At 64.7% G+C, this 14358-nt stretch carries 14 protein-coding genes; 5 read left to right on the top strand and 9 right to left on the bottom strand.

Annotation, left to right across the window (positions count from 1 at the left end; all coding sequences use genetic code 11):
* A partial coding sequence (locus tag A8V01_RS03385) for a helicase-related protein (RefSeq protein ID WP_146037166.1) occupies positions 1-1466 on the bottom strand: 1466 nt, incomplete at its 3' end.
* A gap of 155 nt (positions 1467-1621) precedes the next feature.
* Here A8V01_RS03385 and A8V01_RS03375 point away from each other — a divergent pair.
* Complete coding sequence (locus A8V01_RS03375) at positions 1622-3577, top strand: putative bifunctional diguanylate cyclase/phosphodiesterase (protein WP_211294945.1); 1956 nt, start codon at positions 1622-1624, stop codon at positions 3575-3577.
* Here the strand turns inward: A8V01_RS03375 and A8V01_RS03370 are convergent.
* Together A8V01_RS03370 and A8V01_RS03365 are read right to left on the bottom strand one after the other, a co-directional pair.
* Positions 3553-4305 carry an energy transducer TonB gene (locus A8V01_RS03370; RefSeq protein ID WP_211294944.1) on the bottom strand — a complete coding sequence of 251 codons (753 nt, stop codon included), beginning with the start codon at positions 4303-4305 and terminating at the stop codon, positions 3553-3555. The two genes, A8V01_RS03375 and A8V01_RS03370, sit on opposite strands and share 25 nt — an antisense overlap.
* 117 nt (positions 4306-4422) lie before the next feature.
* Positions 4423-5439, bottom strand: a complete 1017-nt coding sequence (locus A8V01_RS03365) for a polyprenyl synthetase family protein (RefSeq protein ID WP_103094524.1) — start codon at positions 5437-5439, stop codon at positions 4423-4425.
* Positions 5440-5547: 108 nt separating this feature from the next.
* On the opposite strand from A8V01_RS03365, the gene A8V01_RS03360 reads away from it, so the two are divergent.
* A complete protein-coding gene (locus A8V01_RS03360) occupies positions 5548-5862 on the top strand; it encodes a chorismate mutase (protein ID WP_008832035.1) in 315 nt (104 codons plus the stop codon).
* A 41-nt stretch (positions 5863-5903) separates the two neighbouring features.
* On the opposite strand, the gene A8V01_RS03355 is transcribed toward A8V01_RS03360, so the two are convergent.
* From A8V01_RS03355 to A8V01_RS03340, 4 genes are all read right to left on the bottom strand, one after another.
* Positions 5904-6107 (bottom strand): hypothetical protein, encoded by a 204-nt coding sequence (locus tag A8V01_RS03355; protein WP_103094562.1) that lies wholly within the window; start codon positions 6105-6107, stop codon positions 5904-5906.
* Positions 6108-6194: 87 nt separating this feature from the next.
* Complete coding sequence (locus tag A8V01_RS03350) at positions 6195-7550, bottom strand: sensor histidine kinase (RefSeq protein ID WP_425437251.1); 1356 nt, start codon at positions 7548-7550, stop codon at positions 6195-6197.
* A gap of 43 nt (positions 7551-7593) precedes the next feature.
* Positions 7594-8271, bottom strand: coding sequence for a response regulator transcription factor (locus A8V01_RS03345; RefSeq protein ID WP_008832032.1), 678 nt, complete (start codon positions 8269-8271; stop codon positions 7594-7596).
* A 117-nt stretch (positions 8272-8388) separates the two neighbouring features.
* On the bottom strand, positions 8389-8688 hold the full coding sequence (locus A8V01_RS03340) for a PepSY domain-containing protein (RefSeq protein ID WP_103094561.1): 300 nt from the start codon (positions 8686-8688) through the stop codon (positions 8389-8391).
* A 181-nt stretch (positions 8689-8869) separates the two neighbouring features.
* Between A8V01_RS03340 and A8V01_RS03335 the strand changes: the two genes are divergently transcribed.
* The 3 genes from A8V01_RS03335 to A8V01_RS03325 all read left to right on the top strand — a co-directional run bounded on the left by A8V01_RS03335 (position 8870) and on the right by A8V01_RS03325 (position 12608).
* On the top strand, positions 8870-10663 hold the full coding sequence (locus A8V01_RS03335) for an ABC-F family ATP-binding cassette domain-containing protein (protein WP_103094522.1): 1794 nt from the start codon (positions 8870-8872) through the stop codon (positions 10661-10663).
* A gap of 95 nt (positions 10664-10758) precedes the next feature.
* A complete protein-coding gene (locus A8V01_RS03330; RefSeq protein WP_103094521.1) occupies positions 10759-11331 on the top strand; it encodes a helix-turn-helix domain-containing protein in 573 nt (190 codons plus the stop codon).
* 20 nt (positions 11332-11351) lie between these two features.
* Complete coding sequence (locus A8V01_RS03325; RefSeq protein WP_245892296.1) at positions 11352-12608, top strand: glycosyltransferase; 1257 nt, start codon at positions 11352-11354, stop codon at positions 12606-12608.
* Positions 12609-12612: 4 nt separating this feature from the next.
* On the opposite strand, the gene A8V01_RS03320 is transcribed toward A8V01_RS03325, so the two are convergent.
* Positions 12613-13032 (bottom strand): nuclear transport factor 2 family protein, encoded by a 420-nt coding sequence (locus A8V01_RS03320; RefSeq protein ID WP_103094520.1) that lies wholly within the window; start codon positions 13030-13032, stop codon positions 12613-12615.
* A complete protein-coding gene (locus A8V01_RS03315; RefSeq protein ID WP_103094519.1) occupies positions 13029-14354 on the bottom strand; it encodes an aromatic ring-hydroxylating oxygenase subunit alpha in 1326 nt (441 codons plus the stop codon). Before A8V01_RS03315 ends, A8V01_RS03320 begins: the two co-directional genes overlap by 4 nt.
* Positions 14355-14358 lie beyond the last annotated feature (4 nt).

Here is a 14358-nt window from a genome sequence, read left to right as displayed (position 1 = left end):
ACCAGCCCCGCCGCGCGGCGCGCCCAACCCGCCGCCAGCTTGCGCGAAGCCTGAGCGCGCGGCGCACGGTCCGCGTCCCAGCGCGACAGACGCTGCACAAGATCGTCGCTACGGCCGCCCAGCCCGCGTTCCTGCAGCAGCAGCGCCAGCTTCGCGGCGACATCGCCCGCACCGTATTCGGTTGCGCGCAGGATCATCGCCGCCTGCGCGGGGTCCATCGGCAGGCTGGCGATCTTGCGACCGAAGCCGGTGATCCGCCCTGCCCCGTCAAGCGCGCCCAGCGCCTCAAGCCCTTTGCGCGCCGTATCCAGAGCAGCAGGCGGCGGCGGATCGAGCCAGGCCATCGCCTCCGGGTCGCCTGCCCCCCACTGCGCCAGCGCAAGGGTCAACGGCGCAAGATCGCTGGTCAGCATTTCCGGCGGATCGAATTCCGGCCGTCCGGCATGGGCCGCCTCTTCCCACAGGCGATAGGCAACGCCGGGCTGCTGCCGCGCGGCGCGGCCTGCACGCTGCGCGGCAGAGGCGCGGCTGGCCCGGTGCGTGACGAGCCGGGTTACCCCCGCCGCCTTGTCGAACTCCGCCCGGCGCGAAAGTCCAGCATCGACGACCACCGAAACGCCGTCCAGCGTCAGAGAGGTTTCGGCGATCGCCGTCGCCAGCACCACCCGGCGGCGGCCTTCGGGATCGCGCCGGATCGCGGCGCGCTGCGCGGCCGGATCGCACTGGCCATGAAGCGGAAGCACCAGCGCTGCAGGCAGCTTCTGCGCCAGCGCCTCTGCCACCCGCTCGATCTCTCGCACGCCGGGCAGGAAAGCCAGAACATCGCCCTGCGCCTCGCGCCATGCGGTCAGCACGGCAGACACCGCCGCATCCTCCACCCGCCGGTCGGGCGCATGACCCAGCCAGCGCAGTTCCAGCGGCCACGCCTTGCCCGCGCTTTCGATCACCGGGGTGCCGTCGCCCAGCAGGCGCGCAAAGCGCGTACCGTCGATCGTGGCCGACATCACCACCACGCGCAGATCCTCGCGCAGCACCGCGCGGCTTTCGATGGCAAGGGCAAGCCCAAGGTCGCTGTCGAGATGGCGTTCGTGCGCCTCGTCGAACAGCACCGCCGAAACGCCGGGCAGCTCCGGATCGGCAAGGATCGTGGAAACGAAGATCGCCTCGGTCATCACCACCACCCGCGTGCGGCTGGTGCGCTTGACGTCAAGACGGGTGACATAGCCGATCGTATCGCCCGCGGCCTCTCCCAGTTGCTCTGCCATGCGCTCTGCCGCGGCGCGCGCGGCAACGCGGCGCGGGGAAAGCAGGATCACCGTGCCGTCGCACCAGTCCTCCCCCAGCAGCGCCGGAGCAAGCGCGGTGGTCTTGCCCGCGCCGGGTGGCGCGATCAGGACCGCGCCCGTGCCGGAACGCAGGACGCCAAGCAGATCGGGCAGGACGGCATGGATGGGAAGCGTGTTCACGCTCGGCCCCATAGAACATTCCGGGCTTGCGTAAAATCAAAGGCGCGCGCCGGAAGCGGGATCATTCTGGTCGCATGTCCACTTTTCATAAAGACTTGCATAGTATGCAGGACCACTTGCGAGCCCTCCACTCTCGAACCCCAGATGCGCACAGCATGATTGTTGCCGGTCAGTATCCTCTCAGCGTGGCGCAGTATCTGCGCCTGCGGGAGCATATTCCGCCACTTTTCGGCCTGCTGGCGGTCAATGCCGCTGTCCTTGCCTTTACGCATCGGCATCTGGCGCCGGCTGTTCTTGTCTATACCATCCCCAGCATTCTGATCGTCGCGTGTCTGTGGCGGATGATACGCTGGGCGCGGCCGGTGAAGCCGGCAGACCTCGAACTCGACGCCGTCCGGCATCGCCTGCGCCGTACCCATGCCTTTGCCGTCGGCTTCTCCATGGCTTTCGTCGCATGGTCCCTCGCGCTCGACCAGTACGGTGGACCTTACGAGCACGGCCACGTCGCGGTTTTCATATCGGTGACGGTGCTGGGCTGCGTCTTCTGCCTCGGCTTCCTGCCCCGCGCAGCGCTTTCGGTCTGCGTCACGGTGCTGGGCACCTTCCTGGCCTACTCGCTGATTGCGGGGACCGAGGTGCTGATCGCCATCGCGACGAACATTACCCTTGTTGCGATCGGCATCCTGAAGATCCTGCGTGATTCCTATAGTTCCTTCGTCGATCTCGAAACGTCGCAGCGCGATCTGAATGCGCAGCGACAGCAGGCCCAGATACTGGGTGAGGAGAATGCCCGGCTGGCCCAGACCGATGCCTTGACCGGGATGCCCAACCGCCGCTTCTTCTTCGCGACGCTGGAGGGACTGCTGGAGCGCGCCGGTCCCGGAGACCGCTTCAGCGTCGGGCTGATCGACCTTGATCGCTTCAAGCCGGTCAACGACACGCACGGCCATGCGCACGGCGACCGGCTGCTGGAAATCATCGGCGCGCGCATGAATGCCGTGTGCCCGCCCGACGCCATCGTCGCGCGGCTGGGCGGGGATGAGTTCGGCGTGATCGTCATGAGCGGCCCGCCTCAGGCAGAGCAGGTTGCGAACGACCTTTGCCGCGCGATCCGCGAACCCGCCCGCATCGGCGACGTCATGGTATCGGTGGGATGCTCGGCCGGGCTCGCCGTCTATCCCGAGACGGCAACAAGCGCGCACCTGCTGTTCGACCGCGCCGACTTCGCGCTCTACCATGCAAAGAACCACAAGCGCGGGCAATGCGTGCTGTTTTCGCAGGAGCTGGAACGGCTTATCCGCAGCGAACAGTCGCTTGATGCAGCGCTGCAGGTCGCTGACCTCGAAAGCGAACTGTCACTCCATTATCAGCCCATCGTGGCTACCGACGATCTCGACACTGTCGGCGTCGAATGCCTTGCCCGCTGGCGTTCTCCGCGGCTTGGCGACGTATCGCCCGAACTGCTCATCGCCTCGGCAGAGCGTATCGGACGTGCGCGCGAAGTGACGCTGGCCCTGTTCGACAAGGCGCTTGACGCGCTCGCCCGGCTTCCTCCGGCGCTTCGCCTGTCCTTCAACCTTTCCGGCAACGATATCTGCAATCCGGCGACCATCGACGCGCTGCTCGAACGCGTGCAGCGCGCAAGCTGCGACCCGCGCCGGGTGCTGATAGAGATCACCGAATCCTCGCTGATATCCGAATTCGCGATCGCCAGCGCCGCCCTTGAACGACTGCGCGAGATGGGCATGCGCATTGCCCTCGACGATTTCGGCACCGGGTATTCCAGCCTCTCTTCACTGCACCAGCTGCCGCTGGACATGGTCAAGATCGACCGCAGCTTCGCGACGCGGCTGGACGAAGCCGCCGGCCGCCGGCTGATCACCGCCATTCGCCACCTTGCCCGCTCGCTCTCGCTGGACTGCGTGATCGAGGGCATCGAGACGGAAAATCAGCTGGTAAGCGCAAGGCTGGCCGGGTTCTCGCTTGCGCAGGGCTACTTCATCGCCCGACCCATGCCGCTGGACGTGCTTCTGGAATATCTTGGCCTGCCCGGCTCTCCGCGCTGGCAAACCGATGCCGCGCCGGTTCAACCGGCTGCGCGAACGCCGTAATCGATGCGGATACGGACCCACTCGCCGATCTGGGGCTTGCCGTTGATCCGGGGCGGCAGCACCTGGAACTGCCACGCGGCATTGAGCACCGCGCGCCCATAACCCGAACCACGCGGCGATTCGCCAAGGATCTGGCAGTTGTCGACCCGGTAGTGCTCCATGGTCTGGCAGGCCACCATGCCCCAGCCCTGCGGCGGCGCATTGGCAGGCATGTAGCCGCCAAGCTGCGCGTCGGTGGGCCGGCGATACCAGTCTGCGTTGTACAGCACCGCGCCGCCCGGCCCTTCGCCCGGACCATAGGTGGAGCCGTTGTTGCCGCCGCCGGAAGGACTGCCGCTGCCCGAACTCTTCATGCCGCCGATATCGGCTGCGGCCATGTCGGACTTCGACATCTTGAGAAAACTGAAGGCGGGCTTTTCCGGCGCCTGCGTCGGTCGTTCGACCGGCTGCTGGACCGGGGTTTCGACCTCGACCTTTGGCTGCTGTTCCTTCTCGACCTTTTCGGCCTTCTTGGCCGGTTCGGAAGCCTTGGCGCCGGTATCGGCATCCTCGCCCTCGATGTTGAAGGTGACGGGGTTCTTCGCCTTCTCTTTCAAAGGCGCAACCGTAGTCTGGTACAGCGCTATCAACAGGGCAACGATGATGATCGCCGCAGACAGCAGCGAGGAAATCAGGCGTTGGCGAGGCGAACCGGACTGGTATCCGCCCCTGTCGGCATAGGAGGGCATGGCGCGCCTCAATAAGCGAGCCATGCTCGCGCTGCAATTACGGCTTTGTTTCAGACTGTCGCAATCGGTGTGGATTGTGGCGAAACAGTCATCCTGCGGCTTTCGACGATGCCGGGATCAGTACCGCCGCGCGACGGCGAATTCCACCGCTTCGGCCATGGCGTTGCGCGCCTCGCCCGCCGGAAAGCCTGCGATCGCATCAATCGCGCGCTGGGCGTAGAGCCGGGCGCGTTCACGGGTCGCCTCGACGCAGCCGTGGCGGTTGATCAGTTCGACGGCATGGGCAAGGTCTTCGTCCTCGGTGCGGAAGCCGGCGATGGCTTCTTCCCAGAACTTGCGTTCTTCCGCATTGCCGCGCGCATAAGCCAGGATCACCGGAAGGGTCATCTTGCCCTCGCGGAAATCGTCGCCCTTGTCCTTGCCCGATTCGGTCACTTCCGAATCGTAGTCGATCGCATCGTCGACCAGCTGGAACGCGATGCCCAGATTGCGGCCATAGGCGTCGAGCGCCAGTTCCTCAGCCTCGCTCTTTTCCGCAACAATGGCGGAAATGCGCGTGGCGGCGGCGAACAGCGCGGCAGTCTTGGAGCCGATGATCTGGAGGTAATGATCCTCGCTCGTCTCGATCCGGCGCTGGGCGGTCAGCTGATCGACCTCCCCTTCGGCAATGATGGAGCTGGCCTTGGAGAAGACCTTGAGAACCTTGAGGCTGCCGTCCTCGACCATCAGTTCGAAGGCGCGGGTGAACAGGAAGTCGCCCACCAGCACGGTCGCCGGGTTGCCGAACACGATGTTGGCCGCGGCCTTGCCACGGCGCATGTCGGAACCATCCACCACGTCGTCATGAAGCAGCGTCGCGGTGTGCAGGAATTCGACGGCGGCGGCCAGCTTGTGGTGGCGCGTGCCCTGATAGCCGCACAATTCCGCCGCCGCGACCATCAGCATCGGCCGCATGCGCTTGCCACCACCCGATATCAGGTGCCCGGCAAGCGAGGGGATCAGCGGAATCTCGCTCTGCATGCGGTCGAGAATGACGGCATTGACGCTGTTCATGCCGGGCGCGGTAAGCGCCAGCATGGGAGCAAGGGAGGGTTGCTGCCTGCGCGTCTGCAGGGGGACGATATCTGCGCTCATCGCTGCGCGCTTTGGGGCGAAGCCGCCCGCAACGCAAGTGCAAACGGTATCAGCCGTGCCCTCAACCCGATTGGCAGAAGAGGGAAAGGCGTGCTAGCGGGCGCTGCGATGACTCAGCAGACTTCTTCGACCGTCGGCACTGTCGACCCCGTGCTCGCGGGTTTCCGCTCCAGCATCGACAATATCGATGCCGCGCTGATCCACATGCTGGCCGAACGCTTTCGGATCACCAAGGCCGTGGGTGAATACAAGGCGAAGACCGATCTCCCCGCCTCCGACCCCGGCCGTGAGGAACGCCAGATCGCCCGCCTGCGCAAGCTGGCGGAAGACGCGCATCTCGATCCCGATTTCGGCGAAAAGTTCATCCGTTTCGTGATCGACGAAGTGATCCGCCACCACGAACGCGCCAAGAACGAAGGTTGAGGAATTCCTCCCCGAGCGTGTCTCAGGGAGGAATTTAAGACTTACTCTTCCACCAGATCCTGCAGGCGCGCCATCAGCGTCTGGATGCGCGTTGCCGCTTCGGTGAAGGTGGCGACGTCATCGCGGTTTCCGTTGCCGCGCGCTTCCTTGGCCGATTCGAGGTATCCCTCAAGATCGACTTCCAGTGCGTCTACCAGCATTTCGATCTCGTCCGAGGTCAGCGGGACGTTGATGGGCTTGCTCATGAATGCTCCTGAATTGGCTATGGGGCGCAGATAGCCCCCCTGCCCGCGACCGCAACCCATGGCAGGGCGGGTTACCCCGGAAATCTATCAACCACCGATGCGCGGCAGCTTCAGTTTCACCAGCAGCCCGCCCAGATCCTCGCTCTCGTCGAGTTCGACGGCGCCGCCGTAAATCTCCACCACGTCGCGCACGATCGCAAGACCAAGGCCGGTGCCGGGCTTGCCGGTATCCAGCCGTGCACCGCGATCGAAGATGCGGGTGCGTTCGGCTTCGGGGATGCCCATGCCGTCATCCTCGATCCAGATTTCGCAGAACCGCTCGTTCTTCGCCGCATCGACGGTGACGAAGACACTGCCCCCGCCGTACTTGGCAGCGTTCTCGATCAGGTTGCCCAGCATTTCCTCCAGATCCTGCTTCTCCATGGCAACGACAACCTCGTGGTTGCCGTCCAGGTCGAAGCGGGTCTGGTCGTACAGCCGTTCGACTGCACGCATGACGGCTTCCAGGCTGGGCCAGACGTCCGCGCGCGATTGGCCGACCGCGCGGCGACCGACGGCGCGCGCCCTTGCAAGGTGGTGATCGACCTGACGGCGCATCACCGCCGCCTCCCGGATCACCGTGTCGGCAAGATCGGGCGCCTGCGCGGTGGCGGCGTTCATCACCACCGTGAGCGGGGTCTTGAGCGCATGGGCAAGATTGCCCGCATGGGTACGCGCCTCCTCCGCCTGCCGCTCCGTATGGGAGAGCAGTGCGTTCAGTTCGTTCACCAGCGGCTCGACTTCACGCGGGAGCGGATCGTTGACGCGGCTGGCGCCGGTCGTGCGCAGCTTCTGGATGGCGCGGCGCACGTGGCGCAGCGGAAACAGGCCGTACCAGGTCTGCATTCCCGCCATCAGCAGCAGGCCGACGCCAAGCGCCACGAAGCTGTAGACAAGGATCGAGCGGATCATCTTGATCTGGTCGTCCAGATCCTTGCGGCTGGCGGCGACGGTGAACATCCACTTGGCATCACTGCCCGGCAGGATGATGGAACGTTCCATCACACGCAGCGGCTCACCCTCGAACTGGAAGCTGTCGTAGACGTGGGTTTCGGCGTCGAAATGGCCGTCCGGCACGCTCAGGCTGCGGTCCCACAAGGAGCGGGAGGGGAAATCCTCGTGCCCCTTGGCGCGGATCTGCCAGTAAAGACCCGAATTGGGCTCAAGGAAGCGCTGGTCGCCAAGCGGGCGGATGAAGAACACCTCGCCGTCCTGCGAAATTTCGGCAGAACCGATCATGCCGGTCAGCATGTAGCCCAGCTGTTCGTCGAAGTTGCGCGTAACGATGCCGGTAACGGTATGGTCAAGCGCCAGCCCGCCCGCAAGCAGGAGGAACGATATCCATCCCGCCGCGATCAGCATCATGCGCCGCGCAAGCGAGCCGGTGCTGCCGGCCCGCTTCACGCGAACATCAGGGGCGCCACCGGGGCCTCCCGCCAGGGCCGGCTCAGCCGCGGCCTGGTTCGGCGGGATCGTCGAGACTGTATCCAAGGCCGCGGATCGTCGTGATGACATCGGCACCCAGCTTCTTGCGGATGCGCGTGACGAAGACCTCGATCGTGTTCGAATCGCGGTCGAAATCCTGATCGTAGATATGTTCGATCAGTTCGGTGCGGCTGACCACCTTGCCCTTGTGGTGCATCAGGTAGGACAGCAGCTTGTATTCCTGCGCGGTCAGCTTGACCGGCTCGCCGGACAGCGTGACGCGGCCCGAACGGGTATCGAGGCGCACCGGCCCCGCCGTCAGTTCGCTGGAGGTGTTGCCCGAAGCGCGGCGGATCAGCGCGCGCAGGCGGGCGATGAGTTCCTCGGTCTGGAACGGCTTGGCCAGATAGTCGTCGGCCCCGGCATCGAGACCGGCAACCTTGTCCGACCAGCTGTCGCGCGCGGTCAGCACCAGCACCGGGAAGGTGCGCCCTTCGCGGCGCCACATGCCCAGCACGGTCAGCCCGTCGATCTCGGGCAGGCCGAGGTCGAGGATCACCGCGTCGTAATCTTCGGTTGAGCCGAGGAAATGCCCGTCCTCACCATCGGCGGAGAGGTCTACGGCATAGCCGTTCTGCTCCAGCGTGGTCTTGAGCTGGTTGCCCAGGGTGGGCTCATCCTCGACGATCAGGATGCGCAATTTACCGTCCTCCTAATATGAACGGGATGGAGATGGGCCGAAAGGCTGTAACGGTCAAGCAACGGAAAGCGCACAGGTTCCCGCTCTGCCTCCATCGGGATACCGCTTCCGGCACCCTCAGCGCGACTGACTGATGATGCGCCCCGTGCGGGCATCGACGTCGACAAAGTAGACTTTGCCGTTCTTGATGAACTTCAGGCGATAAGTCATTGCAGCCGGGTCGTATTCCGGGCCGATGTACTGCATCCCGGCCATCCGCGGCAGCACTTCGCGTTCGATCTCGCGCGGGGGGAGCACGTTGCCGGCACGGCGTTCACGACGCAGTTCGCCCTGCTCGCCGCCGGAAGCATGCGCCGCAGGTGCCATCAGGGCGGGAAGCACGGCCAGCGCCGCAAGGAGGGTCGAAATCCTTTTCATCACGGCTTCGGTGCCTAAACTTGAAGGCTTGAACAAGTCCTGAATGTGGCGGGAAGGTGGCAGACAGGTTTCCAGTGTTGCGGATGGGCAACGCTGATGGCGCACTGCGTCACTATAGCGCCCTGCAGGCCAACACCGCCTCCCCTTCCCTTCCCCGTCGCTCCCCTGTAGGGCGCGGGCCATGGCACTCGCACCGATCCTCAGCTGGGAAGACCTCGGCCTCGTCCAGGGCAATGGCTGGCTCTTTCAGGGCCTCGACATCAATATCGGTCCGCGTGACCGGCTGGCGCTGATCGGGCGCAACGGCGCCGGCAAGACCACCCTGCTCAAGCTGATCGCGGGCATCGTCGATGCCGACAAGGGCACCCGTTCGGTCCAACCCGGCACCCGCGTGGTGACGCTGGAACAGGATCCGTTCTTCACCGGCTACGATACCCTGCTGGATTTCGCGATCCATGGGGACGATGCGCCTGCGCAGCATGAGGTGGAGTCGATCGCCGACCAGCTCGGCATCGACCTTTCGCGTGAGGCCAAGAGCGCTTCGGGCGGTGAACGCCGCCGCGCCGCGCTTTGCCGCGCGCTGGCAATGGAGCCCGACCTGCTGCTGCTGGACGAGCCGACCAACCACCTTGACCTTGCCGCGATCGACTGGCTGGAATCCTGGCTGCAGCGCTACAACGGCGCCTTCGTGGTGATCAGCCACGACCGCACCTTCCTGACCCGCCTGACCAACGCGACGCTGTGGCTCGACCGCGGCGGCCTGCGCCGCAAGGACATCGGCTTTGGCGGCTACGAGGCGTGGGAAGAGGAAGTCTACGCCGAGGAAGCGCGCGCCGCCCAGAAGCTTGACGCCAAGCTCAAGATCGAGGCGCACTGGCTGGAACGCGGCGTCACCGCGCGGCGCAAGCGCAACCAGGGCCGCCTTGCCAAGCTGTGGGAAATGCGCGCCGAACGCGCGGCCATGGTCGGCCCGCAGGGCGCGGCCAAGCTGGCGGTCGTCGCCAATGACAGCAAGACCAAGTCGGTCATCGTTGCCGACAAGGTGACCAAGACTTTTGGTGCCGGAGACACGCAGCGCACGGTCATCAAGGACTTCAGCCTGCGCATCCAGCGCGGCGACCGCATCGGCATCGTCGGCGCCAACGGTTCGGGCAAGACCACCCTGCTCAAGCTCCTGATGGGCGAAATTCAGCCCGATTCCGGCACCATCACGCAGGCCGCCAGCATGGAAGCCACCGTGATCGATCAGCAGCGCAGCCGCATGAACCCGGAAATGCGCATCCGCGACGTGCTGGCCGAGGGCAGCGACTGGATCGATGTGCGCGGGGTGCGCAAGCACATTCAGGGCTACCTCAAGGACTTCCTGTTCGATCCGGGTCTGGTCGAGGCGAAGGTCGGCACGCTTTCGGGAGGTGAGCGTTCGCGCCTGCTGTTCGCACGCGAATTCGCCACCACGTCCAGCCTGCTGGTGCTGGACGAACCGACCAACGACCTCGATCTTGAAACGCTCGACCTGCTGCAGGAAGTGATCTCGGACTACGACGGCACCGTGCTGATCGTCAGCCACGACCGCGACTTCCTCGACCGCACGGTGAACATCACGCTGGGCCTCGACGGATCGGGCCATATCGACGTGATCGCGGGCGGCTATGCCGACTGGGAAGCCAAGCGCCGCGAACGCACGGTGGGGGCGGCGAAGAAGGCCAAGGCCGAAACCGCCGCCGCGCCGCAGATGCCCGCAAAGAAGGGCAAGCTGTCCTACAAGGACCAGCGCGATTACGAACTGCTGCCCAAGCGCATCGAGGAACTGGAAGCGAGCATCGCGCGGGATGAGACGGCCCTGTCCGACCCGGCGCTCTACACGCGCGATCCGAAGAAGTTCGCCGCCCTTACCGATGCCATCGCCAAGGCCCGCTCCGAAAAGGAAAGCGCCGAAGAACGCTGGCTGGAACTGGCGGAGCAGGTAGAGGGGTAAAATCCTTCCGACGGCGGCAGTTTATGGCCCGGACTTGCCAAAACGGTGCAATCATACGATAGCCCCCTGAAACCATATCGGTTACAGAGGCAAGCATGATCAACCGTATCCGCGACATTCGCCGCCAGAAGGGCATGACGCTGGCCGACGTGGCGCTGGCCTGCGATCCGCAGACAACAGCGCAAACGATCGGCCGCCTTGAAACGGGCATGCGCAATCTGTCGCTCGTATGGATGAACCGCATCGCCGCCGCACTTCAGGTTGAGCCGGAAACTCTGCTGCGCTCCGAAGGGGCAGAACCCGCCCGCCTTGTCGCGACGCTTGATGCAAAAGGCGCGGATGCGCTCAAGAAGCCGATCGATGCTGTCCTGCACAACGATCTTTCCGCCGACGCACCCTGGGTTGTCGTCTCGGTGGAAGGCGCGGTTGGCGAATTCCGCGAAGGCGACCAGCTCTGGCTGCGCCAGCACCAGCGTGAAGAGGCGCCTGCCCTGCTGAACCGCGACGTGCTTGTCCCCGCCCCCGGTGGCCGCTTCGCCTTCGGCCGGCTGACGGAAGGAAGCGCAGGGTCCGTCACCGTCCTGCCGCCGGCAAGCGGGAAAAGCCCGGTCACGGTGGAACAACCCGCGTGGCTGGCGGTTGCCGAGATGCTGGTCCGCAAGCTTTAAGCGTCATTTTTCGGGAACCCATGCACGTCCTTTCCATCGCCACGCTGTTTCCGAACCCCGCAAGACCCTCTTTCGGGGTCTTCGTAGGCAATCAGATGCGCGCCGTCGTCGCTCGCGGCGAAGTGGATCTGACGATGGTGAGCCCCATCGGTATTCCGCCCTGGCCGCTCTCAACGCGCGAACCCTATGCGCGGCTCAAGGACATTCCCGATGTCAGCGACGCGGTGGGCCTCAAGGTCCACTATCCCCGCTTCACCACTTTCCCCAAGGTCGGCGGCGATACGAATCCGGGGCGCATTGCAAAGGCCGTGCTGCCGCTGGTGCGCAAGCTGCACCGGGAAAAGCCCTTCGACCTTGTCGATGCGCAGTTCTTCTTTCCCGATGGCCCTGCCGCCGCGATCGTGGCGCGCGAACTGGGCATTCCGCTGACGATCAAGTCACGCGGCGCCGACATCCATTTCTGGGGCCAGCGCCCGCACGCGCTGAAACAGATGCTGGAAGCCGCGAACCAGTCCGCCGGGCTGCTGGCCGTCAGTGAAGCCTTGCGCGCAGACATGATCGCGCTGGGCATGCCCACGGACCGGATCGAGATCCACTACACCGGCCTTGATCGCGAAAAGTTCCACCCGATCGAACGCGGGGCCGCGCGCGCGCTTGTGTCCGCGATGCCCAATCTGGGAATCTGGTCTGAAGGCCCGCTGCTGGTAACGCCCGGCGCGCTGATCCCGCGAAAGGGTCAGGCCATGGTGATCGAGGCGCTGTGCCGCCTTCCAGAAGCGCGGCTGGCGCTGGCCGGTGCCGGTGAGGACGAAGCCCGGCTAAGGGCGCTCGCCCGGCGGCTGGGTGTAGAGGAACGCGTGCATTTCCTTGGTCTGGTCGACCATGAACTGCTGCCGCACGTGCTCTGCGCGGCGGACGTGCTGGTGCTGCCCTCTGCCAGCGAAGGGCTGGCCAACGTCTGGGTCGAAGGGCTCGCCTGCGGCACCCCCATCGTCATCCCCGACATCGGCGGAGCACGCGAAATCGTGAGCGATGCCGGCGCAGGCCGCATCGTCGAACGCACGCCCGACGCGATCGCCGCGGCCGTGGCCGATATCCTTGCCGACCCGCCAACGCAGGCGCAGGTGGCGGAACACGTCAGCCGCTTCTCGTGGGGCGTCAACGCCGAGAATATCGTGCGCTTCTGGAAGTCCGTGATGGGCGAGCAGACCGCACGGGACTTCCCCACCGATGACGAGGCAGACGGTTCGGCAAACGACGAAGCCGAACTCGCCTGATCCGCTATCCCTCCATGGGGATCAGGAAATCCATCGTGTAGCGCTTCGCCTTCCACCCTTGTGCGGTGCGCACGACATCGAAGTAATAGCGCCCGTTCACGGTGATCCCGCCGCCCGCCTTGTATTTGCCCATGCCGATCACATAGGCGCGGATCGAAGCGGCATCGCCATCGTAGGCGGTCACCGCGAAGTTCGTCAGATAATGCGCCTGGGCCGCCATGGCCGCGAACGTATCCTCGAAGAACTTGCGGATTTCGCCATGGCCGTTGAGGCTGGGAAAGCCGATGCCTGAAAGGTCGAACACCGCGTCCTCGACGAAGACGGCGCAGATGCCGTCCAGATCGTGCAGGCTGTCCACCGCGTGGGCGTAGGATACGATCAGGTCCTGGATGGCCAGACGATCCTCGATCGGGCAGGCGGTCATTCAGGCGCGCCCTTCACGTAATCGTTGAGCAGTTCGTGAAAGCGCTGGATGCGCTTTTCCTGCCCCGGCAGGATACAGCCCTTGAACCCGCGCGAGTTCAGGCCCTGCTGCTGGCTGGTGCCGATGGACAGATCCTGATCAGCCACGTAGCCCACCGAAACCCCATCGCCATAGACCGAATGGCGCGCCACCGCGTCATGCTGCAACGGCAGCATGCCAAGCGGGGTGAACACCTCCTTCATCCCCTCTACCGGCGGATAGAGGCACCAGTGCTGGAACACGCACTTTTCGGGATCGGTCGGGTGCGGCTCGGTACGCAGCACCTGCAGCTGCTCGGGGCTCATGGTCAGCGTGAGGTTGGGGAACAGCGTGCAGTGGAAGTAGTCCACCAGTTGCTGGTCGCTCATGTTGTCGTAATTGGTGTAGCCGCGCCCCGGCCCAAGGCGGCGTTTCGCCTCGATGATGGCTTGGCGCAGATCGCCGGTGCGGCCGTTGTATTCCTCCGGATCGATATCCCAGGCCCGCGCCGCCTCGCCCAGCGGAGCCGGTACTTCGGAAGTATGGTAATCGACGCGGGTGGTTGCCTGATGGCCCTTCATCCACATCGAGTTATGGCCCGAAGGATACATCTCGAACAGGGTGTCAGGCAGGCCGTCGTTGATGAAGGTCGCCAGTTCGGGGTGGATCGTGGGGAGGTGGTAGCTCTCGTTGAAGTTGTCGCGGATGATCTTCCAGTTGAAGTCCGCATCGGCCGAGACGTTAAGCACGCGCACCCAGTTCTCGATGCCGTAGCCCTTCAGCCGTTCGGGGAACGGGGAAAGCCATTCGTGCAGCGGGGCCACGTCATCGTCCATGCACCAGAACACGAACGGCCCCCAGGTTTCGCAGCGCAGTTCGGACAGGTGGACCTTGCCGCAAGGCGTGCCGCCGTCGAAGTCATCGGGATCCTGCACTTTGGCCAGCGTCCCGTCGAGGTCGAAGGTCCAGTTGTGATAGCCGCACACGATGCGCGGCACGCTGGTCATGTCGCCCAGGATCAGGCGGTTTCCCCGGTGCGGACAGGAATTGTAGAACGCCTTGATGGAATCATCGTCCTGCTTGACCATGATGACGGATTCCTTGGCGAAATTGTGCCGGATGATGTCCCCCGGCTCCTCCAGTTCCGCCAGCAACCCGCCAAGATGCCAGACCTTGGGCCACAGGTTCTTCATCTCGCCGTCCATCCACTCCTTCGAGATGTAACGGTCGGCGGTGATGGTATCGCCGCGCACCGGCGGATCAAATTCCTGCGAGTAGCGGGAAACCTTGGTCTGGATGTTCATGGTT

The organism is Novosphingobium guangzhouense (assembly GCF_002896965.1).
In the GTDB taxonomy this organism is placed as follows: domain Bacteria; phylum Pseudomonadota; class Alphaproteobacteria; order Sphingomonadales; family Sphingomonadaceae; genus Novosphingobium; species Novosphingobium guangzhouense.
This window is presented reverse-complemented; position numbering and strand designations above follow the sequence as displayed.

What these genes read in the sequence shown, in the direction of transcription:
- A8V01_RS03375 (WP_211294945.1), top strand. Translation starts at nt 1,622, where the DNA reads ATGATTGTTGCCGGTCAGTATCCTCTCAGCGTGGCGCAGTATCTGCGC.
- A8V01_RS03370 (WP_211294944.1), bottom strand. Translation starts at nt 4,305, where the DNA reads ATGCCCTCCTATGCCGACAGGGGCGGATACCAGTCCGGTTCGCCTCGC.
- A8V01_RS03365 (WP_103094524.1), bottom strand. Translation starts at nt 5,439, where the DNA reads ATGAGCGCAGATATCGTCCCCCTGCAGACGCGCAGGCAGCAACCCTCC.
- A8V01_RS03360 (WP_008832035.1), top strand. Translation starts at nt 5,548, where the DNA reads ATGACTCAGCAGACTTCTTCGACCGTCGGCACTGTCGACCCCGTGCTC.
- A8V01_RS03355 (WP_103094562.1), bottom strand. Translation starts at nt 6,107, where the DNA reads ATGAGCAAGCCCATCAACGTCCCGCTGACCTCGGACGAGATCGAAATG.
- A8V01_RS03340 (WP_103094561.1), bottom strand. Translation starts at nt 8,688, where the DNA reads ATGAAAAGGATTTCGACCCTCCTTGCGGCGCTGGCCGTGCTTCCCGCC.
- A8V01_RS03335 (WP_103094522.1), top strand. Translation starts at nt 8,870, where the DNA reads ATGGCACTCGCACCGATCCTCAGCTGGGAAGACCTCGGCCTCGTCCAG.
- A8V01_RS03330 (WP_103094521.1), top strand. Translation starts at nt 10,759, where the DNA reads ATGATCAACCGTATCCGCGACATTCGCCGCCAGAAGGGCATGACGCTG.
- A8V01_RS03325 (WP_245892296.1), top strand. Translation starts at nt 11,352, where the DNA reads ATGCACGTCCTTTCCATCGCCACGCTGTTTCCGAACCCCGCAAGACCC.
- A8V01_RS03320 (WP_103094520.1), bottom strand. Translation starts at nt 13,032, where the DNA reads ATGACCGCCTGCCCGATCGAGGATCGTCTGGCCATCCAGGACCTGATC.
- A8V01_RS03315 (WP_103094519.1), bottom strand. Translation starts at nt 14,354, where the DNA reads ATGAACATCCAGACCAAGGTTTCCCGCTACTCGCAGGAATTTGATCCG.